The following is a 20,621-nucleotide window of genomic DNA, read 5'->3' on the forward strand; positions in this document are numbered from 1 at the left end:
TTACTCGCCCGTCGCGCTCGAAGCACCGGCGCGCTTGCGCTTGGAACCGCCGCTGCGGCGACGTTTGCGCGGTGCGCCGCTGGCATCGTCGCCCTTGCCGCTGAGGTCGCGGATCATGTCGCGACGCTCGCTGTCATTGGCGTCCTGATAATCGGTCCACCATTCGCCGAGGCCATCGGTCTCCTCACCGGCGCTTTCACGCAGCAGCAGGAAGTCGTAACCGGCACGGAAGCGCGGGTTGTCCAGCAACAGATCGGCGCGTTTGCCACTGCGCCGTGGCAGGCGTTCCTGCATGTCCCAGATTTCGCGGATCGGCATGGTGAAACGCTTCGGAATCGCGATGCGCTGGCATTGTTCGGCGATCAGCTCATGAGCCGCTTCCTGCATCGCCGGAATCGGCGGCATGCCACGTTCCTGCAGACGCAACACGCGCGCCGGCAGCGCCGGCCAGAGCAGGGCGGCAAAGAGGAACGCCGGAGTTACCGGTTTGTTCTGCTTGATGCGCAGGTCGGTGTTGGTCAGTGCTTCGCTGATCAGCGTGTGGGTGTATTCCGGGTTGTATTCCAGCGCCTCGGCACTGGCCGGGAACAGCGGCGCGAACAGTTGCAGATCAACCAGCATTTCAAAGGTGATCGCGCCGTGCCCGGAGAGGAACAGCTTGAGCACTTCTTCGAACAGTCGCGCCGACGGAATCTCGCGCAGCATCGGCGCCAGCTCACGGATCGGCTGCACGGTGTGCTTCTCGATGCCGAAGTTGAGCTTGGCGGCGAAACGCACGGCCCGCAGCATGCGTACCGGGTCTTCCTGGTAACGCTGCTTGGGGTCGCCGATCAGGCGGATCAGGTGATTGCGGATGTCGTGCACGCCGTTGGCGTAATCGAGAATGCGCTCGCTGACCGGGTCGTAATACAGGGCGTTGATGGTGAAGTCGCGACGTTGCGCGTCTTCTTCCAGGGTGCCGTAGACGTTGTCGCGCAGAATGCGCCCGCTCTCGTTGCGCGAAGACTGGTTGCTGTCTTCGTCGTCTTCGTTGACCGGGTGATTGGCGCGGAAGGTCGCGACTTCAATGATTTCGCGACCGAAATGGATGTGCACCAGCTTGAACCGGCGGCCGATGATCCGCGCATTGCGGAATTCGGCACGCACCTGCTCGGGGGTGGCACTGGTGGCGACGTCGAAGTCCTTGGGCGTGATGCCCAGTAGCATGTCACGCACGCAACCACCGACCAGATAAGCCTGGTAACCGGCACCTTGCAGGCGTTCGACGATATTCACCGCATAGCGGCTGAACTGCGTTTTCTGCAGCGAATGTTGGCCGCTGTTGAGCACTTCAGGGGTGCTGCGGATGTGTTGCGTACGACGCACGGGAGTTCGGAATGACTGGAACAGCTTCTTCAGCATGGGATGCACTGTTTGAAGGAATGTTCGGCCATACCAAAAGAATGACCGCATGATGGGCGCAGATTCTAGCATTTAGTCGGGGGATGGTGTAGGACGCAGCAGATATGAGCTGCAAGCCGCAAGCTGCAAGGGTCGAACGCGGGAAAGCAGGGGAGTTTCACGGAGGGGAGAAACTACAAGGGGAGCCGAAGCTCCCCAAGAAGTAGTTGCGTGCTCTTTTTATTATTGATTCGGGCTTCTTGTTTTTGTTGAGTGCCCTCGCCACGAAGTGTTTCCTTCGTGACCCTCCCAATCGGGAGCCAAGAGCAAACGGATTGCTTTGGTCGCTGAATTGCAGTGATCTGTCGATCCAACCAGTACAGGCTCTGTCTTAGGACAGTTTTTGTTGTTCTCGGCCTGGTCGTGGGGCAAGCCCCAAATACAACGCCTCTCCAAAAGAATCAGTTAGCTGCGCCTCTCGCCGTCTTGTTTTTATTGTGCGTGAGTCGATTCGTCTTATTTTTATTGTCTTGTGCATTGCTTGTTATTGTTCTTGTACCAAACATATAGCAGGGTGCGTGCCAACTTTTGCCAAGCCCAGTAAAACAAGGGGTTAGGTGGATATAGCCGTTTTGCAGGGGCGAAAAAAAGCCGGGGTTTCGTTACCGATAACCCCGGCTTCTGTTACGTGAATCGACTGCGGTAACAGTTTTTTCACATTGTCATGCGTTACCCGCGCACGCGGTGGGTAACGCTCAGCTTTCGCTGGCGACCCCGGTCTTGCGCCGTGGAATGCCCAGACGCTGGCGGCGTTCCCACAGGCATTTGCGGCTGACGCCCAGTTTGCGTGCCAGTTCGGTCTCGGTCATGTGGTCCTGATGCTCGAGGACGAAGTGCTGGAAGTAATCCTCCAGCGACAGATCCTCGGTCGGCTCATGGCTGCTGTTGCTGGCGTTACCGCCGGTTTGCGGCGGCAGACCGATGAACTCGTCGTCTTCCAGATCGCTCAGCTCGATGTCGATGCCCAGCAGGTCGGCCGAGATCTCCGGGCTTTCGCTGAGAATCACCGCGCGCTCGACAGCGTTTTCCAGCTCACGCACGTTACCCGGCCAGGAATAGTGCCGGATCGCCTGTTCGGCATCGGCGGCGAATTTCAGGTCGGTGCGATTGATCCGCGCGCTCTGGCGAGCGAGGAAGGCATTGGCGATTTCGTTGACGTCGGCGCCACGCTCGCGCAGCGGCGGCAGCTTCAGGGCAATCACGTGCAGACGGTAATAAAGGTCTTCACGGAACTGACCGATTTTCGCCAGGCTTTTCAGATCGCGGTGAGTTGCAGCGATCAGGCGCACATCGACTTTCTGCGACTGCACCGAACCTACGCGGCGAATTTCGCCCTCCTGCAGAACCCGCAGCAAGCGAGCCTGGGCTTCGAGGGGCAGTTCGCCGATCTCATCGAGAAACAAGGTGCCGCCGTCCGCCGCTTCGACCAGACCGGCGCGACCGGCACTGGCGCCGGTGAACGCGCCTTTCTCGTGGCCGAACAGTTCGGATTCGATCAGGCTTTCCGGAATCGCCGCGCAGTTCACCGAGATCATCGGCGCCTTGGCGCGTTTCGACAGATTGTGCAGGGCGCGGGCCACCAGCTCTTTACCGGTGCCGGACTCACCCTGAATCAACACGTTGGAATCGGTTGGCGCGACTTTGCGGATCTTGCTGTACAGGTCCTGCATCGGTGGGCAGGAGCCGATGATGCCAATTTCACCATTGCTGTTATCCACAGCAGCTTTGCCATTGCCAGCGGCAGGCTTGCTCGCCGTAGCTTCGCCGGCAGCCGGCGCCGACTGGCGATCGCGCAGGATCCGCGCAACCGCCTGGAGCATTTCATCGTGGTCGAACGGCTTGGCGATGTAATCGACCGCGCCCATTTTCATCGAGTCGACCGCCGAGCGCAGGCTGGCGTAACTGGTCATGATCAGCACCGGTGTGCCCTGGCCGAGCTTGATCAGCTCGGTGCCCGGGGCGCCCGGCAGGCGCAGGTCGCTGACGATCAGATCGAACGTAGGAATGGTGAAGCGTTCTTGTGCTTCCTGCACTGAACCGGCTTCGCTGACCTGGTACTGGTTGCGTTCCAGCAGGCGGCGCAAGGCGGAGCGGATAATTGTTTCGTCTTCGACGATCAAAATGTGCGGCATTGATTCGATACTCTCGACGGTCTCAGTTCACAGCGGACGTCGCTTCGACATGACGCGGTAAGGTCACCCGGATACGGGTGCCGCGTTGGCTTTGTACATCAGCCGGGCTGTCGATGGTGATTTGTCCATAATGCTCTTCAACGATGGAATAGACCAGTGCAAGGCCCAGACCGGTGCCTTCACCCGGATCCTTGGTGGTGAAGAAAGGTTCGAACAATCGGTCCATGATGCTCGACGGAATACCACTGCCTTCGTCTTCGACGATCAGATCGACCGTGTGTTCGCCGGCTTCGCTCTTGACCCGTACCGCACTGTGCGGCGGCGAGGCGTCGCGGGCGTTGGAGAGCAGATTGATCAGCACCTGGGCAAGCCGTTGCGGGTCGCCTTCGACCCAATGATCGGGATCGCACAGGTTGTAGAACTGCACTTCGAAATTGCGCCGGTTCAGCGCCAGCAGGCCGATGGCGTCCTGCGCGACTTCGGCCAGACACACCGGTTCGTCGTTGTGCTGATGACTGCCGGCATGGGCGAAGCTCATCAGCGACTGGACGATGCGCGAGACGCGTTTGGTCTGCTCGAGAATCTGCCCGCTGATTTCCGTCAGCTCGCCGTCGTCTTCGCGCTCTTCGCGCAGGTTCTGCGCCAGGCAGGCGATGCCGGTGATCGGATTACCGATTTCGTGGGCCACACCCGCTGCGAGTCGACCGATGCTGGCCAGCCGTTCGGAATGCACCAGTTTATCTTCGAGCATCTGCGTTTCGGTCAAATCTTCGACGAGTAACACCAGACCACTGTTACCCGGTGCCAACGGCTCGTCGATTGCCGCTTTGTGCAGATTCAGCCAGCGGGTCTGACCATCGAGGGCCAGATGCTGTTTGTGCAAATGCTCGTCGGGCAGGTTGATGAAGCCTTGCAGCAATTCTTTCCACGGGTTGGCGATGGTGCTCAGACGCGAGCCGACCACTCGCTGTGCGGCGATGCCGGTCAGCTCTTCCATCGCCTTGTTCCACATCAGGATCTCCTGATCCTTGGCCAGCGAGCAGACGCCCATCGGCAGTTCCTGCAAGGTCTGGCGGTGGTAGCGGCGCAGGGCGTCGAGCTCGGCGGCCAGGCCGGTGAGGCGCGAGTGGTAATCCTCGAGACGGCTTTCAATGAAGTGAATGTCTTCGGTGACGTAGTTTTCGCCGCCAGCCTTATAGGGCAGGAAGGTTTCCACCATATCCTGCGCAACGCTCGGGCCCATCAGGCCGGACAGGTTGGCCTCAATGCGGTCGCGCAACCTGCGCAAGGCGTAAGGCCGGCGTTCGTCGAAGGGCAGATACAGATCGCGCAAGGCTTGCTCGACCTCTTTCTGCGCAGCCTTGGCACCCAGCGGCTTGGCCAGCTGCGTGGCGAATTCCTGCGGCGAGGCGGCGTGCAGTTCGCGGCGTTGCGGGCGGCGCACGTTATCCACCGCACAGGCCTCGGCGGCGCTGGCTTCTTCCGGGCTGGCGTTGGTGAACAGCGAGATCAAAGTGAACATCAGTACGTTGGCGGCCAGCGAGGCGATGGCCGCCATGTGCCAACTGGTGTCGTCGAGCACGTAGATCATGTTCAGCAGCGGGATATAGAAACCCTGCAGATTGCCGACCAGCGGCAGCAGCATGGTCACCACCCAGACCGTGATCCCCGCCAGCAGACCGGCAATGAAACCACGGCGGTTGGCGGTCGGCCAGTACAGCACCGACAACACCCCGGGCAGAAATTGCAGGGTCGCAACAAACGCGACGATGCCGAGGTTGGCCAGATCCTGCTCGACGCCGAGCATCAGGTAGAAACCGAAACCGGCCATGATGATCGCCACGATCAGCGCCCGGCGGGTCCATTTCAGCCAGCGGTAGATATTGCCCTCGGCCGGCGGCTGATAAAGCGGCAGCACCAGATGGTTCAGCGCCATGCCCGACAAGGCCAGGGTGGTGACGATTATCAGGCCACTGGCGGCGGACAGGCCACCGACGTAGGCGAGCAAGGCCAGCGGTTTGCTGTTGGCGGCAATGCCGATACCAAGGGTGAAATATTCCGGGTCGGTGGTGGCGCCGAGTTTCAGCCCGGCCCAGAGGATCAGCGGTACGGCGAGACTCATCAACAGCAGAAACAACGGCAGGCCCCAACTGGCGCTGACCAGCGAGCGCGGATTGAGGTTTTCCGTAAAGGTCATGTGATACATGTGCGGCATCACGATCGCCGAGGCGAAGAACACCAGCAGCAGCGTGCGCCACGGACCTTCCTGCAACGGCGTGTGCAGGGCGGCGAGGGCGGTCTGGTTTTGCAGCAGCCACAGTTCGAGCTGTTGCGGGCCGTCGAACACACCATACAGCGCGTACAGGCCAACGCCGCCGAGAGCGATCAGTTTGATGATCGATTCGAAGGCAATCGCGAACACCAGCCCTTCATGTTTCTCGCGCGTGGCGATGTGCCGGGAACCGAAGAAAATCGTGAACAGAATGATCAGCGCACAGAACGCCAGCGCCACGCGGCTCTGCACACGTTCGCCGGTGAGAATGCCGATCGAGTCGGCCACGGCCTGAATCTGCAAGGCAAGCAATGGCAAGACGCCAATCAGCATGAAAATCGTGGTCAGCGCACCGGCCCAGGTGCTGCGAAAGCGGAAGGCAAACAGATCGGCCAGCGACGACAGTTGATACGTGCGGGTGATCTTCAGGATCGGATAAAGCAGCACCGGCGCCAGCAGGAATGCACCGGACACGCCGAGATAACTGGACAGAAAGCCGTAACCGTACTGATAGGCCAGGCCCACCGTGCCGTAGAACGCCCAGGCACTGGCGTAAACCCCCAGCGACAGGGTGTAGGTCAACGGGTGGCGAATGATCGCGCGCGGGATCATGCCCCGTTCGCTGACCCAGGCAACGCCGAACAGCGCCGCCAGGTACGCGGCGCTGATCAGGATCATCTGGGTCAGGCTAAAGCTCATCGGCATCTTTTTGGCTCTGCAGGATGAAGGTCACGACAATCAGGATCAGCCAGAGCAGATAAGGGCGATACCAGGCGCCCGTCGCGTCGATCCACCAATCCATGATGGCGGGGGAGAACAGGTAGATCCCGACGACCAGAAGCAGGACCAAGCGATAGATGTACATCCCGGCCTCTCTTTTTTATGCGCGTGCCCGAAAACGTGCGGCGATGGTAACGGATGGGCGCGCGACTGCAAGTGTCGTCATTGCAGTTGCGCTTCGGGCAGGGTCAGTGTGCGCGGGATCCCGTCGGCATCCCAATGCGCGCTGCCCCAGGCCAGCAGTTCGCCCGGCGAAGCGTGAGCCAGTTCGGGGCCGGGATTCTGCCCCAGCGCGCGCAAGGCCCGCAGCAGCAACGGCGTGGCCTGATCGGCTTCGAGCGGCGGCGAACGGTAGGACTTGCCGAGTTTGTTGCCGTCCGGCTGGGTGATCAGCGGCAGGTGCAGATAGCGCGGCTGTTTCAGGCCGAGCAGTTCTTGCAGGTACAGCTGACGCGGCGTCGAATCGAGCAGGTCAGCGCCGCGCACGATGTCGGTAATGCCTTGCCAGGCGTCATCGAGCACCACCGCGAGTTGATAGGCGTAGAGACCATCGCGCCGACGGATGACAAAGTCGCCGACATCGCGGCCCAGGTGCTGGCGATATTCGCCCTGCACGCGATCAATGAAGTGGTATTCCAGCTCCGGCACGCGCAGGCGGATCGCGGCGTCGTGCTGTTCATGCCCGGCATTGCGGCAAAACCCCGGATAAATCCCGTGATAGGGCTCCAGTTGTTTGCGCGAGCAGGTGCAGGCGTAGGCCAGGCCATGATTGAACAAGCTATCGAGCACTTCGGCATAAGCCGCGTGTCGATCGCTTTGGCGGACCATTTCGCCGTCCCATTCGAAACCGTAGCTTTCCAGCGCCTTGAGAATCGCCGCTTGTGCACCGGGCTCTTCGCGCGGCGGATCGAGATCTTCCATGCGCACCAGCCAGCGCCCACCGACGGAGCGGGCGTCGAGGTAAGACGCCAACGCAGCGACCAGCGAACCGAAGTGCAGGTGGCCACTGGGGGTGGGGGCGAAGCGGCCGATGTAGGCGGGGGATTTGGCAGTCATGGAGGCGATAAAGGCTATTCAGAATTTAAGCAGGTTACCCCCTGTGGGAGCGAGCCTGCTCGCGAAAGCGCTGTGTCAGGCAATAATGAGCTGTCTGAAGGGGCGCTTTCGCGAGCAGGCTCGCTCCCACAGAGGCAGAAGCAGGTTCCGCGGGCAAAAGGCACAAACAAAAACGGAGCGTTCGCACGCTCCGTTTTTCGTTCAGGTCGAGATTACTTGCCGACCTGCTTTTCCTTGATTTCCGCCAGGGTCTTGCAGTCGATGCACAGGTCCGCTGTCGGGCGGGCTTCGAGGCGCTTGACGCCGATCTCGATGCCGCAGGACTCGCACCAGCCGTACTCTTCGTCTTCGATCAGTTGCAGCGTCTTGTCGATTTTCTTGATCAGCTTGCGCTCGCGGTCGCGGGCGCGCAATTCGAGGGCGAACTCTTCTTCCTGGCTGGCACGGTCGGCCGGGTCAGGGAAATTGGCCGCTTCGTCTTTCATGTGATCAACCGTGCGGTCGACTTCCTGCATCAAGTCCAGTTTCCACTTGTTCAGGATCTTGGTGAAGTGCGCGCGCATTGGAGCGCCCATGTACTCTTCACCCGCCTTCGAAACATAAGGTTCGAAGCCGCTGATCGTGTCTTTCTGCTGTTGCTTTGCTTGGGTGGACATGAAATAGACCGCCTCTACTCTTGTAATCCATTGCGCAGGATTGCTCCATCACCGACACCTGCCGGCCCTGCGGCTGCAAGCGGGCGAACTTACCAGATCAAATCAGCCTGCGCTACTCCCGGATGTCGAGCCCCCGGCGGGTGGCGCTTGCAGATGTCTGACAAGCCGTGTCTGTGGGAAGGGAGACCTGTTCAATCACTGATTTTAGTCAATCCTGGAGCGTACGTTCAGATCGTTACAGTCCAGCGTTCTTGAGGCTGTGACCTCCACGGGTTCTCGCTCGTTCCGGCAGACAGGTAGAATCGTCTCTTTTTTCCGTCAAAGGCATTCCAATGGGCCCCTACAGTGCGCGCAGTCGTGCGATCGAACCGTTCCATGTGATGGCGCTGCTGGCGCGGGCCAATGAATTGCAGGCCGAAGGCCACGACGTGATCCATCTGGAAATCGGCGAGCCGGACTTCACCACCGCCGAGCCGATCATCCGCGCCGGACAAGCTGCGTTGAGCGCCGGCAAGACCCGTTACACCGCCGCCCGTGGCATTCCCGAACTGCGCGAGGCGATCGCCGGTTTCTACCAATCGCGGTACGGCCTGAATATCGACCCACGGCGGATTCTGATCACGCCGGGCGGCTCCGGCGCGCTGTTGCTGGCCAGTGCCCTGTTGGTCGATCCGGGTAAACACTGGCTGCTCGCCGACCCGGGCTACCCGTGCAATCGGCATTTCTTGCGGCTGGTCGAAGGCGCGGCGCAGCTGGTGCCGGTCGGGCCGGAGGTGCGTTACCAACTGACCCCGGATCTGGTCGAGCGGCATTGGGACCACGACAGTGTCGGCGCCCTTGTCGCTTCGCCGGCCAACCCGACGGGCACTTTGCTCACCCGCGATGAACTGGGCGGATTATCCACAGCGATCAAGGCACGGCACGGGCACTTGGTGGTGGATGAGATCTACCACGGCCTGACCTACGGCACTGATGCCGCCAGTGTGCTGGAAGTCGATGACAACGCTTTTGTCCTCAACAGTTTCTCCAAGTATTTCGGCATGACCGGTTGGCGCCTGGGCTGGCTGGTCGCGCCGGACGCGGCGGTCAGCGAGCTGGAAAAACTCGCGCAGAACCTCTACATCAGTGCGCCGAGCATGGCGCAGTACGCGGCGCTGGCCTGTTTCGAGCCAGCCACCATTGCTATTCTCGAAGAACGCCGCGCCGAATTTGCGCGCCGTCGCGACTTCCTCCTGCCGGCGCTACGTGAACTCGGTTTCAACATCGCCGTTGAGCCGGAAGGCGCGTTTTATCTGTACGCCGATATCAGTCGTTTCGGCGGTGATGCCTTCGCCTTCTGCCGACATTTCCTCGAAACCGAGCACGTTGCCTTTACGCCGGGACTGGATTTTGGTCGTTATCAGGCCAGCCATCACGTGCGCTTCGCTTACACACAAAACCTCGCACGTTTACAGGAAGCGGTTGAGCGCATCGCGCGCGGCTTGAAGAGCTGGCAAGGCTGATGCGCTTTTATCCTGCTCTGGAAGAAGCGCGGCTGATTCGTCGTTACAAGCGTTTTCTCGCCGATATCGAGACCGTTAGCGGCGAATTGCTGACCATTCACTGCCCCAACACCGGTTCGATGCTCAATTGCCAGGTCGAGGACGGGCAGGTCTGGTTCAGTCGCTCCAATGACCCGAAACGCAAATTGCCCGGCACTTGGGAAATTGGCGAAACCCCGCAGGGCCGGCTGTTTTGCGTCAACACCGGGCGCGCCAACGGCTTGGTTGAGGAAGCCTTGCAGGCGGGCGTGATCACCGAGTTGAACGGTTTTACCGCATTGAAGCGTGAGGTTGCCTACGGACAGGAAAAAAGCCGCATCGACTTCCGCCTCGAATACCCCAGTGGGCCGGCGTATGTCGAAGTCAAAAGCGTCACCCTCGGCTTCGACGGCACGGCGGTGGCGGCGTTTCCCGATGCGGTGACCCAGCGCGGCGCCAAACATCTGCGCGAGCTGGCGCATCTGGCGCGCGACGGCATTCGGGCGGTGCAATTGTACTGCGTGAACCTGACCGGCATCGATGCCGTGCGCCCGGCCGAGGAGATCGATTGGGCTTACGCCGAGGCGTTGCGTGAAGCGGTCGCCTGCGGTGTTGAGGTGTTGGCCTACGGCGTGCGCCTGGACCATGAAGAGATGGTCATCGACCGCCGACTCGACGTGCGGCTAAACGGTTAAACGTCGACCCACACGCCTTGTGTATCTTCCCGGCATTCAATTGCCGTGAGCGACTGCCCGGCGCAGGGGCCGGCGACGCATTCGCCGTCCTCGATCAGAAACAGTGCGCCATGGGTAGCGCACTGGATCAGGCTATTGCTCGGATCGAGAAACTGGTCGGGCTGCCATTCCAGCCCGACGCCCCGGTGCGGGCAGCGATTGAAATAGACAAACACCTTGCCGCCACGACGCACGGCAAACAGCTTTTTGCCTTCGATTTCGAAACCGCGACTGCCGGCTTCGGCCAGATCGCTGCCGGCGCAGAGAAACTTCATGGCTATCCTCAAATGTCCGCTCGTGTCTGGATATGTCCGAGCTTGACGTTCAAATGCAAACAATTATCAAATGGCGACCTTCTCCCACAGGGAGTCTGGCCGTTGCCGAGGATACTTGGCTCGCTGCGCCGATGCCCGGGAAACCTTGTTCAAGGAAGCTGCGTATGCGCCTGAAAACCCGCGTTGCCGTACTGTGCGTCGGCCTTTTTCTCAGCCATCAGGCGAGCGCAGCGGATTTACCGCAACGCTGGGTCAGCGCTGGCGGCGCGCTGTCGGAATGGGTCAGCGCGCTGGGTGGCGAGTCAAAACTGGTTGGGGTCGACACCACCAGTCAGCATCCCCAATCGTTGCAGGCGCTGCCGAGTATTGGTTATCAGCGCAGCCTGTCGGCCGAAGGCATCTTGAGCCTGCGCCCGGACATTCTGGTCGGTACCGAAGAAATGGGGCCGCCGCCGGTTCTGGCGCAAGTCAAAGCCGCCAAGGTGAAAGTCGAGTTGTTCTCGGCACAGCCTGATCTGCCGACACTGGAAAAGAATGTCACTCGTTTGGGCCAGTTGCTCGGCGCACAAAGCCAGGCAGCGCAGCTGCTGCAGAGTTATCAACAGCAGCTCCAGGCGCAGAAAGCGCGCGTTGCCCAAGTGCAGGCCACGCAGAAAGCTCCGGGCGTGTTGCTGTTGCTCGGGCACGCTGGCGGCAAGCCGTTGATCGCCGGCAAGGACACTGCCGCCGATTGGTTGCTGCAACAGGCTGGCGGGCACAACCTTGCGACGCATAGCGGCTACAAACCGTTTTCTGTCGAATCCCTCGCCAGCCTCGATCCCGAAGTGCTGGTGTTCGCTGACCGTGCGCTGACCGGCGAGGCCGCAAAAGTGGCATTGTTCAAGGAAAACCCGATCCTCAATTCCAGCCGTGCTGCCAAGAGCGGGCGGGTGATGGAGCTCGATCCGACGCTGCTGGTGGGCGGTCTCGGGCCGCGGTTGCCGGCTGCTTTGCAAACCCTGACTGACGGCTTCTACCCGGCCAAGGGCGGCCAATGACCACACTGGTCAAACCCCGTGGCTTGTTTATCGGCCTGACATTGCTGTGTCTGCTGGCGATCTGGCTGTCGCTGGCATTGGGGCCGGTGAGCCTGCCGCTGTTCGATACCTTGCGCGCGGCGCTGCGTCTGATCGGCGTGCCGTTGGCGCCGCAAGGTCTGGAGCAGGCTGAGCTGATTCTCGGCCAGATCCGCCTGCCGCGAACCTTGCTCGGCTTGGCGGTCGGCGGAGTGCTGGCGCTGTCCGGGGTGGCAATGCAGGGCCTGTTTCGTAATCCGCTGGCCGATCCGGGGCTGGTCGGGGTGTCCAGTGGCGCGGCACTTGGCGCAGCGATTGCGATTGTCGGTGGTTCGTTATTCGGCGGCCTGCCGGAGTGGTTCGGGCCGTATCTGTTGTCGGTGTGTGCGTTTCTTGGCGGGCTCGGGGTGACGGCGCTGGTCTATCGGCTGGGCCGGCGCAACGGTCAGACTCACGTCGCCACCATGTTGCTGGCCGGTATCGCGCTGACGGCGCTGGCCAGTTCGGCGGTCGGTCTGTTCACCTATCTGGCCGATGACGCCACGCTGCGCACCCTGACCTTCTGGAATCTGGGCAGCCTCAACGGCGCCAGTTACGCGCGGCTGTGGCCACTGCTGATCATCACCATCGGCGTGGCGCTGTGGCTGCCGCGTCGGGCCAAGGCATTGAATGCCTTGTTGCTCGGTGAATCCGAGGCCGGTCATCTGGGCATCGATGTCGAACGGCTCAAGCGCGAACTGGTGTTCTGTACCGCGCTGGGTGTCGGCGCGGCGGTGGCGGCGGCGGGCATGATCGGTTTTGTCGGGCTGGTGGTGCCGCATCTGGTGCGCCTGCTGGCCGGCCCCGATCACAAAGTTCTGTTGCCAGCCTCGGTTTTGGCGGGTGCGAGCCTGTTATTGCTCGCCGATCTGGTGGCGCGCCTGGCGCTGGCGCCGGCGGAGTTGCCGATCGGCATTGTCACCGCGTTTATCGGTGCGCCGTTCTTCCTTTATCTGCTGCTGCGAGGGCGTGCCTGATGTTGTCTGCGCACAATCTGCATGTCCGCCGTGGCCGCAAGGCTGTGCTCAGTGGGGTTACGCTCGGGCTCGAACCCGGTCAAGTGCTTGGCGTGCTGGGGCCGAACGGCGCCGGGAAAAGCACGTTGCTTGGCGCATTGTGTGGTGAGTTGCTCGCCAGTGACGGCAATGTCTCGCTCGATGGTCAGACATTGAGCCACTGGAGCGGAACGCAGCGGGCACAACGACTGGCGGTGTTGCCGCAGGTTTCGACGCTGAATTTTGCCTTCGCCGTGGAAGAGGTCGTCGGCATGGGCCGCTTGCCGTACCAGACCGGGCGCGTACGTGATGACGAAATCGTCGCGGCAGCGCTGGCCGCCGCCGATGCCAGCCATCTGAGTGGGCGCAGCTATCTGGCGTTGTCCGGTGGCGAGCGTCAGCGCGTGCATCTGGCGCGAGTGCTGGCGCAACTCTGGCCGGGCCAGGCCGGGCAAACCCTGTTGCTCGACGAACCGACATCCATGCTCGATCCGCTGCATCAGCACACCACCTTGCAAGCGGTGCGCGAGTTCGCCGATCGCGGCGCGGCGGTGCTGGTGATCCTGCATGATCTGAATCTCGCGGCACGCTATTGTGATCGCGTGCTATTGCTGGAGGAGGGGCGCCCGGTTGCGCTGGATACTCCGCAGCAGGTGCTGCGCCCGGATACGCTCAAAGCAGTGTTCGGCCTGGAGGTTTTGGTGCAACCGCACCCGGAGCGTGGGCATCCGCTGATCATCGCCCGCTGAATCATCATCGAGGTGTCGCATGCGTGGATTGTGGTTGTTGGCGCTGGTGTTGCTCGCGGGCTGTCAGCACGTGGCGGCTCCGCCGGTGGGCGCCGATATTCGCGATCTGCGCAGCGGCGAGGTACTTACGGCGCAGCAATTGCTGACGCGTCTGGCTGAGCCTGAGCGTTTGATCATCGGTGAGCAGCACGACATCGCCGATCACCATGCCGCACAGTTGTGGCTGTTGCAGTCGCTCGGCGAGCAGCGAGCGCAAGGCAGTCTGCTGCTGGAAATGCTCTCGCCGGTTCAACAAGCGAAAGTCGATGCGGCACGCCAGTCGAAATCCGTTCCGGCAGATCTGCCCGCGGCATTGGCCTGGCAAGAGGGCTGGGACTGGAACCTTTACGGGCCGATCGTGCGTTTTGCCCTGTCGCAGCCGTATCCGCTGCTGGCGGCCAATCTCGATGACAGCGAAATCCGCGCGTTCTACCGCAATCCACCGGCTCTGAACGGTCCGCGCAGCAATTCGCTGTCGGTTAAAAAAACTTTGCTTGGGCAAATCAGTGAATCCCACTGCGGCTTGCTGCCCGAATCACAGATGCCAGCAATGCTGGCGATTCAGCAACAGCGTGATCGACGCATGGCCGAACGCATGCTGGCGGCGCCGATGCCTTCGATTCTGCTGGCCGGTGCCTGGCATGCGCGCAAGGATGTCGGCGTGCCGCTGCATCTGTCGGATCTCGGCGCTGGCAAGGCGCCGATCGTATTGATGCTGGCCGAGCAGGGCGCTGCGGTATCGGCGGCGATGGCCGATTACGTCTGGTACACGCCGGCCACACCGAAGCCGGATTACTGCGAGCAGATGCGCCAGCAATTGGCTAAATGACTTTTCTACGGGCAAAAAAAGACCCGGTAAAACCGGGTCAAATAACCGTGATTAGCCTGATGAGGAGATAATCTGAGAGTCCGAACCAAGGGCTTTTCAGAATATCGACTGATCTCGCGACCAGTTGTGATAATCATAGCGATTCTCATTACCGCGTCAACCGCTGATTTTGCAAATCTGTAATTTAGTTTTGCGAGCGGTGGTGAGGCCCTGTGAATAAAGGGCTTTGCGCTAGATGCGCTGCGTCGTCAACTGCGTGATCCTGCGATTCAACTGGCCGATGCGTCGAGCCATGCCCTCAATCAGGCTATGGGCGATCTTCGGATTGCTGCGGGTCATGCTCAAAAATTGATCACCGGGAATCAACATCAACGTGCTCGGCTCGGACGTCACCACCGAAGCGTTGCGCGGCTCGCCGGTAAACAACGCCATGGCGCCGAAAATCTCGTCCTTGGCCACGTCACCGACCTTGTACCCGTCCACAAATGCCTCGGCGTGCCCGTCGATGATCACGAAGACATGATCCGCTGCATCGCCCTGTTGAATCAGCACGGCGCCTGCCTCAACGCGTTTGAAGCCGTTGGTGCTGCGGAACTCCCGGGGTTTCAGCTCGGCCACGGCATGGGCGAGCAGCGCCATTTGCCCGAGCAGATAGCTCAGCAACTGCTCCGCTCGATCAGGGTCGGCATACAGATGCTGCAAAACCTCAGCGCGCCCATAGGGCACCAGGCGCACAGCGCTGTTGCTGCAAATGCGGCAATCGCTCCATTGCTCGTCACGTTGCAGGCCGAGCAGATCACCTTCCTGCCAGTAGAACAGCGCACGGCCCGCGATCCAGCCATGCACCACGCCCTCGCTCAGCAGAAACAACTGATCGCTCGGCACCTGTGCAAACAGATCTTCCGTTGCCTCCAGCTCGATGACCGGCGCGCACGGCGACAAATCCTGCAGCCACTGCCCGGGAAGATTCTGCAAGCGATTGATCAATGCGTCGGCGTGGGCCGATTGTTCCCCCAGTAAATACATGGCGTCAGCGCCTGTTCAGTTCTTGTGGCGCGCGGAAATGGCTTCGAGCTGTTTGTTCAAGGCGTCCTTGCGCTCGGCGGGGATATCGTTCCAGTGAACGTCCATCAACGCGCCCTCGATCGCATACAACAACACCTTCGATGCGCGAAACCCCCGAGTACGCACAGCCCGGTAGGCATCCACTGCACCGAGGCGACGCAAGTCCGAGGCGCTGTGGATGCCCACGGCATGCAGCCATTGCGCCGATGTCTTGCCAAGATTTTTCAGGTGTTGCAGTTCATCATTCATCAAGCCTCCTTGCGACGGCCGAATGGTGCGTGGGCGAGCTTCTCAGCAGTGTAGCCATCAGTAGGAAAAGCGTGGTTGTTTGGTCGGATTCGACGCAAAAGCTTCTAAGAAAGGGGGGTAAAGGACCTGCGAACGCAGAGGGAAGCGAGTTAGGCGTTAACAATGTGGGAGCGAGCCTGCTCGCGAAGAGGGCGTATCAGACACAATCGACATCAGCTGACACTACGCCTTCGCGAGCAGGCTCGCTCCCACAGGGGAAAGGCGTGGCGTCAGGAAGATTTCCAGATTTCAGCGGGTGCGATAGCGCAACCGCGTGCCGAAATTCATCGACATCAGAATCTCGTCAGCACTCAGCTCCGGCGGAAAGTACGCCCCGGAAATCTGCGCATGGGCCAGGCTGGCGCCTTCGAGCGAAGCCTTGCGGAAGTCGATGCCGCGCAAATCGGCGGAGCGGAAGTACGCATCGCGGAAATCCACGCCGTCGGCGTTCAGCTCGCGCAGGTCGAGACCACGGAAATCGCCGCCGATCATGTCGATCGGGCCATCCTGTGGACGTTCTTTATTGAAGCCTGCAACGTCATCTTTGTGCAGCAGGGCGTAAAGCGGAGTGTCGAGCAGTTTAGGCTGGCTCATGTCAGATCACCTGTTGGTTTTATGACGCCAGTATAGTGCCACTATTTGCCGGCCGTGAAGCGAGCGAGGGCTTCACGGCCGAAATAGTTTTTTACAGACCCGGCAGGCGCTGACGGATCTGCGCGACCACGGTGTCCAGCGTGCCGGATTCATTGGTCTGCACGCGTTTGCTGCGCAGGATTTCTTCCGGCGTGAGCGCTTCGCGATTGGCCTGTTGCGCTTCGATCACGGCGAGGGTGGCGTCGGACGGATCCTTCTGGTCGGCCTGACGCATCGCCAGCCAGCTCTCGATCACGGCTTGCGGGGCGTTGCAGTCGAGGATCAGGAACGGCGTGCCGGTGGCTTCGGCAATCTTCGCCGCGTTGTCGCGCTGTTCACGCTTGAGGTAAGTAGCGTCGATCACTACCGGGAAGCCGGCGTGCAGGATCACCTCGGCGATTTCATGCAGACGTGCGTAGGTCGCGGTGCTGGCGTCGGCACTGTAAATGCCGGCCTGTACGTCGTTGGCAACAGTCTGCTCGCCGAACAGGCGCTTGCGTTCGACGTCGGAACGCAGGCGAATCGCGCCCAGCGCTTCGACCAGGCGCATGGCCACATGGCTCTTGCCGACTGCGGAAACACCGTGGGTAATGGCCATGAAGCGCGAAGGAATGGTGCTGTAGCTTTCCGCCAGGTTGGCGTAGTTGCGGTACTGGCGCAGGGTGGTGGCGCGCTGCACCGCAGTCGCGTCGGCCGGCATGCTGAACAATGCCACCTTGGCCCGCACCAGCGCGCGGTAGGCTTTATAGAAGTTCAGCACTTCCAGGCCCTCATAGTCGCCGGTCAGTTCCAGGTACTGGCTGATGAGGCGACGCGCCAACGATTTCAGGCCACGGTCTTCCAGGTCCATGGCGAGGAAACCGGTGTCGGCCCAGACGTCAGTGAAACGGAATGGCTCGTTGAACTCGATGCAGTCGAAGATCACCACATTGCCGTCGATGACCGTGGCGTTGCCCAAATGGATGTCGCCGTGGCATTCACGGGTGAAACCTTGTGACTTGCGCTGGGCGAACAGGGGCTTGAGGCGCTCGAAGCTGCTTTCGGCCCAGGCTTTCAGGGCATCGAGTTGCAGCAAATCGTTTTTGTCGCTGAGGAACGGCAGGATCTGCTCGAAGTTTTGCGCGACCGGTGCCATCACGCTGTCCGGCGTGCCGGCGTCGTGTTCGGCCGGGACTTTCGGGGCGTTGAGATGGAAATGGGCGATCTGCTCGGCCAACGCATCAATGTGCTGAGTGGTCAATTCGCCATTGGCTTGCAGGGTGCTGAGCAACCCGCTCTGGGGGAACTGGCGCATTTTCAGCACGTATTCGATAGCCGGGCCGTCGCCGCCCAATTGCGGTGCCTCGACGCTGCCGGTGATTGGCAACACGTCCAGATACAAATCAGCGGTCAGACGCTGGTTCAGACGCAGCTCTTCAGCGCAGAAATGCGCACGTGCGTCGAGGCTGGTGAAGTCGAGGAAGCCGAAATTCACCGGCTTCTTCACTTTATAGGCAAAGGGGCCGGTGAGAATCACCCACGAAATGTGGGTTTCGATGACCTGAAACCCTTCGACGGGATGCGGGTAGAGGGCCGGGTTTTGCAGGGCAGCGATCAGGGACTGGCTCACGGGCGATCCTTCAGAGGCGGGGGAATTCGAGGCGGCCATTATGGCTGCTTGCCCGCCTGACGCAAACCTCCGCGCGTGCCTGTTGAGGATCGATAAAGTGCGTATAATCCGCCGCCATGACTCGATCCCGATCCCCCCGTACCAAGAAAAAACCACCAGCCAAGGGCCTCAGTCCATGGTTGAGCTGGGCCATTAAACTCAGCCTGGTCGGCCTTGTAGTGCTGGCCGGCTTTGCCGTTTACCTCGATGCCGTGGTGCAGGAGAAGTTCTCCGGCAAGCGCTGGACCATCCCGGCCAAGGTGTACGCGCGCCCGCTTGAGCTGTTCGTCGGACAGAAGCTCAGCAAGGACGATTTCCTCACCGAACTCGATGCCCTCGGCTATCGCCGCGAAGCCGTGAGCAACGGCCCCGGCGCCGCAGCCGTCAGCGGCAATACGGTTGACCTGAACACCCGTGGCTTCCAGTTCTATGAAGGTCTGGAAAAGCCGCAGCCAGTGCGTGTGCGTTTCTCCGGTGATTACGTTGCTGAGCTGTCCTCGACCAACGGTTCGAAACTGTCGGTGGTGCGCCTCGAGCCGCTGATGATCGGCGGCATTTACCCGAAAAATCTCGAAGACCGCATCCTGATCAAACTTGATCAGGTGCCGCCGTACCTGCTCGAAACTCTGATCGCCGTGGAAGACCGCGACTTCTATAGTCACTGGGGCGTATCGCCGAAATCGATCGCCCGCGCAGTGTGGATCAACACCTCCGGCGGCAAGATGACCCAGGGCGGCAGTACGCTGACCCAGCAGTTGGTGAAGAACTTCTACCTGACCAGCGAACGCAGCCTGACCCGCAAGCTCACCGAAGCGATGATGGCGTTGCTGCTCGAACTGCATTACGACAAGAAGGAAATCCTTGAGGCCTACCTCAACGAAGTCTTTGTCGGCCAGGACGGTCAGCGTGCGGTGCACGGTTTCGGTCTGGCCAGCCAGTTCTTCTTCGGCCAGCCATTGTCCGAGCTGAAACTGCATCAAGTGGCGTTGCTGGTCGGCATGGTCAAGGGGCCGTCCTACTACAACCCGCGTCGTAACCCGGAGCGCGCGCTGGAGCGGCGTAATCTGGTCCTCGACGTGCTGGCGCAGCAAGGCGTGGCAACCGCCGAGCAGGTCGAAGCGGCGAAGAAAATGCCGCTCGGCGTGACGACTCGCGGCAAGCTCGCCGACAGCTCGTTCCCGGGCTTTATCGATCTGGTCAAACGTCAGTTGCGCGAAGACTACCGCGACGAAGACTTGACCGAAGAAGGCCTGCGCATCTTCACCAGTTTCGACCCGATTCTGCAGATGAAAGCCGAAGCCTCGGTCAACGACACGTTCAAGCGTCTGGCTGGGCGCAAGGGCTCGGATGACGTCGAAGCGGCGATGGTCGTGACCAACCCGGAAACCGGTGAAGTCCAGGCGATGATCGGCAGCCGTCAGGCCAGTTACGCCGGGTTCAACCGTGCACTGGATGCGGTGCGCCCGATTGGTTCGTTGATCAAACCGGCGGTGTACCTGACCGCACTGGAGAAGCCGAGCCAGTACACGCTGACCAGTTGGCTGTCGGACGATCCGCTGTCGGTCAAGGGCGCCAACGGTCAGGTGTGGAAGCCGCAGAACTACGATCGCCGCTCCCACGGTACGGTGTTCCTCTATCAGGGCCTGGCGCATTCCTACAACCTGTCGACCTCGCGTCTGGGCCTGGAAGTCGGTGTGCCGAATGTGCTCAAGACCGTGGGTCGCCTGGGCGTCACTCGTGAGTTCCCGGCGTTCCCGTCGATGCTGCTCGGTGCCGGCGGCATGACGCCGATCGAAGTGGCGACCATGTATCAGACGCTGGCCAACGGTGGTTTCAATACGCCGATGCGCGGCATTCGCAGCGTGTTGACCGCCGAGGGCGAGCCGCTCAAGCGTTATCCGTTCCAGATCGAACAGCGCTTCGATCCTGCCTCGATTTACCTGATCCAGAACGCCATGCAGCGGGTGATGCGTGAAGGTACCGGCAGTTCGGTTTATAACGTGCTGCCCAAGACCCTGACCCTCGCGGGCAAGACCGGTACCAGTAACGATTCGCGCGACAGCTGGTTCGCCGGTTTCAGTCAGGATCTGCTGGCAGTGGTCTGGCTCGGCCGCGACGACAACGGCAAGACGCCGTTCACCGGGGCCACCGGTGCGTTGCAGGTCTGGACCAGTTTCATGCGCAAGGCCGATCCGCTGCCGCTGGACATGCCGCAGCCGGACAACGTCGTGCAGGCCTGGGTCGATTCGCGCACCGGCCAAGGGTCGGATGCCAACTGCCCCGGCGCGGTACAGATGCCGTATATTCGCGGCAGCGAACCGCCACCCGGCGCCGCGTGTGCAAGCGAAACACCTGCCTCGCCGGAATCGGTGATGGACTGGGTCAAAGGCTGGATGAATTAAGCAAAGAGGGTTTC

At 61.0% G+C, this 20,621-nt stretch carries 18 protein-coding genes; 7 read left to right on the forward strand and 11 right to left on the reverse strand.

Going from position 1 to position 20,621, the window contains the following annotated elements; translation table 11 throughout:
- The 6 genes from JWU58_RS04985 to dksA all read right to left on the reverse strand — a co-directional run bounded on the left by JWU58_RS04985 (position 1) and on the right by dksA (position 8,336).
- The gene (locus JWU58_RS04985; RefSeq protein WP_016773164.1) at positions 1-1,401 is read right to left on the reverse strand and encodes a polynucleotide adenylyltransferase PcnB; all 1,401 of its coding nucleotides are present in this window, start codon (positions 1,399-1,401) and stop codon (positions 1-3) included.
- Positions 1,402-2,135: 734 nt separating this feature from the next.
- Positions 2,136-3,572, reverse strand: coding sequence for a sigma-54-dependent transcriptional regulator (locus tag JWU58_RS04990; protein WP_039761623.1), 1,437 nt, complete (start codon positions 3,570-3,572; stop codon positions 2,136-2,138).
- 22 nt (positions 3,573-3,594) lie between these two features.
- Positions 3,595-6,549, reverse strand: a complete 2,955-nt coding sequence (locus JWU58_RS04995) for a sensor histidine kinase (RefSeq protein WP_024014332.1) — start codon at positions 6,547-6,549, stop codon at positions 3,595-3,597.
- Entirely contained in the window at positions 6,533-6,709 is a 177-nt protein-coding gene (locus JWU58_RS05000; RefSeq protein ID WP_003176118.1) for a hypothetical protein, read from the reverse strand. The genes JWU58_RS04995 and JWU58_RS05000 overlap by 17 nt, the downstream gene beginning before the upstream one ends.
- A gap of 77 nt (positions 6,710-6,786) precedes the next feature.
- Positions 6,787-7,680: a tRNA glutamyl-Q(34) synthetase GluQRS gene (gene gluQRS, locus JWU58_RS05005; protein WP_206421556.1), complete on the reverse strand. Its 894-nt coding sequence runs from the start codon at positions 7,678-7,680 to the stop codon at positions 6,787-6,789.
- Between the two features lie 212 nt (positions 7,681-7,892).
- A complete protein-coding gene (gene dksA / locus JWU58_RS05010; protein ID WP_016773167.1) occupies positions 7,893-8,336 on the reverse strand; it encodes an RNA polymerase-binding protein DksA in 444 nt (147 codons plus the stop codon).
- Between the two features lie 332 nt (positions 8,337-8,668).
- On the opposite strand from dksA, the gene JWU58_RS05015 reads away from it, so the two are divergent.
- The gene (locus JWU58_RS05015; protein WP_125918141.1) at positions 8,669-9,838 is read left to right on the forward strand and encodes a pyridoxal phosphate-dependent aminotransferase; all 1,170 of its coding nucleotides are present in this window, start codon (positions 8,669-8,671) and stop codon (positions 9,836-9,838) included.
- A complete protein-coding gene (gene sfsA, locus JWU58_RS05020; RefSeq protein ID WP_206421557.1) occupies positions 9,838-10,551 on the forward strand; it encodes a DNA/RNA nuclease SfsA in 714 nt (237 codons plus the stop codon). The genes JWU58_RS05015 and sfsA overlap by 1 nt, the downstream gene beginning before the upstream one ends.
- On the opposite strand, the gene JWU58_RS05025 is transcribed toward sfsA, so the two are convergent.
- The gene (locus JWU58_RS05025) at positions 10,548-10,865 is read right to left on the reverse strand and encodes a Rieske (2Fe-2S) protein (RefSeq protein ID WP_016773170.1); all 318 of its coding nucleotides are present in this window, start codon (positions 10,863-10,865) and stop codon (positions 10,548-10,550) included. The genes sfsA and JWU58_RS05025 overlap by 4 nt on opposite strands.
- Positions 10,866-11,029: 164 nt before the next feature.
- On the opposite strand from JWU58_RS05025, the gene JWU58_RS05030 reads away from it, so the two are divergent.
- From JWU58_RS05030 to JWU58_RS05045, 4 genes are read left to right on the forward strand one after another with little or no spacing between them, the layout of a single operon-like run.
- A complete protein-coding gene (locus JWU58_RS05030; RefSeq protein WP_110603198.1) occupies positions 11,030-11,902 on the forward strand; it encodes a heme/hemin ABC transporter substrate-binding protein in 873 nt (290 codons plus the stop codon).
- Positions 11,903-11,952: 50 nt separating this feature from the next.
- On the forward strand, positions 11,953-12,936 hold the full coding sequence (locus JWU58_RS05035; protein ID WP_167333571.1) for a FecCD family ABC transporter permease: 984 nt from the start codon (positions 11,953-11,955) through the stop codon (positions 12,934-12,936).
- A complete protein-coding gene (locus JWU58_RS05040) occupies positions 12,936-13,703 on the forward strand; it encodes a heme ABC transporter ATP-binding protein (protein ID WP_206421558.1) in 768 nt (255 codons plus the stop codon). The genes JWU58_RS05035 and JWU58_RS05040 overlap by 1 nt, the downstream gene beginning before the upstream one ends.
- 19 nt (positions 13,704-13,722) lie before the next feature.
- The gene (locus tag JWU58_RS05045) at positions 13,723-14,571 is read left to right on the forward strand and encodes a ChaN family lipoprotein (protein WP_206421559.1); all 849 of its coding nucleotides are present in this window, start codon (positions 13,723-13,725) and stop codon (positions 14,569-14,571) included.
- 231 nt (positions 14,572-14,802) lie between these two features.
- Here the strand turns inward: JWU58_RS05045 and JWU58_RS05050 are convergent, their stop codons facing one another.
- From JWU58_RS05050 to JWU58_RS05065, 4 genes are all read right to left on the reverse strand, one after another.
- The gene (locus JWU58_RS05050) at positions 14,803-15,597 is read right to left on the reverse strand and encodes a Crp/Fnr family transcriptional regulator (protein ID WP_206421560.1); all 795 of its coding nucleotides are present in this window, start codon (positions 15,595-15,597) and stop codon (positions 14,803-14,805) included.
- Between the two features lie 15 nt (positions 15,598-15,612).
- Entirely contained in the window at positions 15,613-15,885 is a 273-nt protein-coding gene (locus JWU58_RS05055; protein ID WP_016773175.1) for a TfoX/Sxy family protein, read from the reverse strand.
- 288 nt (positions 15,886-16,173) lie between these two features.
- Positions 16,174-16,518, reverse strand: a complete 345-nt coding sequence (locus JWU58_RS05060) for a pentapeptide repeat-containing protein (RefSeq protein WP_122747345.1) — start codon at positions 16,516-16,518, stop codon at positions 16,174-16,176.
- A 91-nt stretch (positions 16,519-16,609) separates the two neighbouring features.
- Entirely contained in the window at positions 16,610-18,166 is a 1,557-nt protein-coding gene (locus JWU58_RS05065) for a bifunctional aminoglycoside phosphotransferase/ATP-binding protein (RefSeq protein ID WP_024014320.1), read from the reverse strand.
- A 116-nt stretch (positions 18,167-18,282) separates the two neighbouring features.
- Here JWU58_RS05065 and mrcB point away from each other — a divergent pair, with 116 nt between their 5' ends.
- Complete coding sequence (mrcB, locus tag JWU58_RS05070) at positions 18,283-20,607, forward strand: penicillin-binding protein 1B (protein ID WP_073475436.1); 2,325 nt, start codon at positions 18,283-18,285, stop codon at positions 20,605-20,607.
- The last annotated feature ends 14 nt before the right edge of the window (positions 20,608-20,621 follow it).

Origin of the sequence: Pseudomonas atacamensis (genome assembly GCF_017167965.1) — a bacterium.
In the GTDB taxonomy this organism is placed as follows: domain Bacteria; phylum Pseudomonadota; class Gammaproteobacteria; order Pseudomonadales; family Pseudomonadaceae; genus Aquipseudomonas; species Aquipseudomonas atacamensis.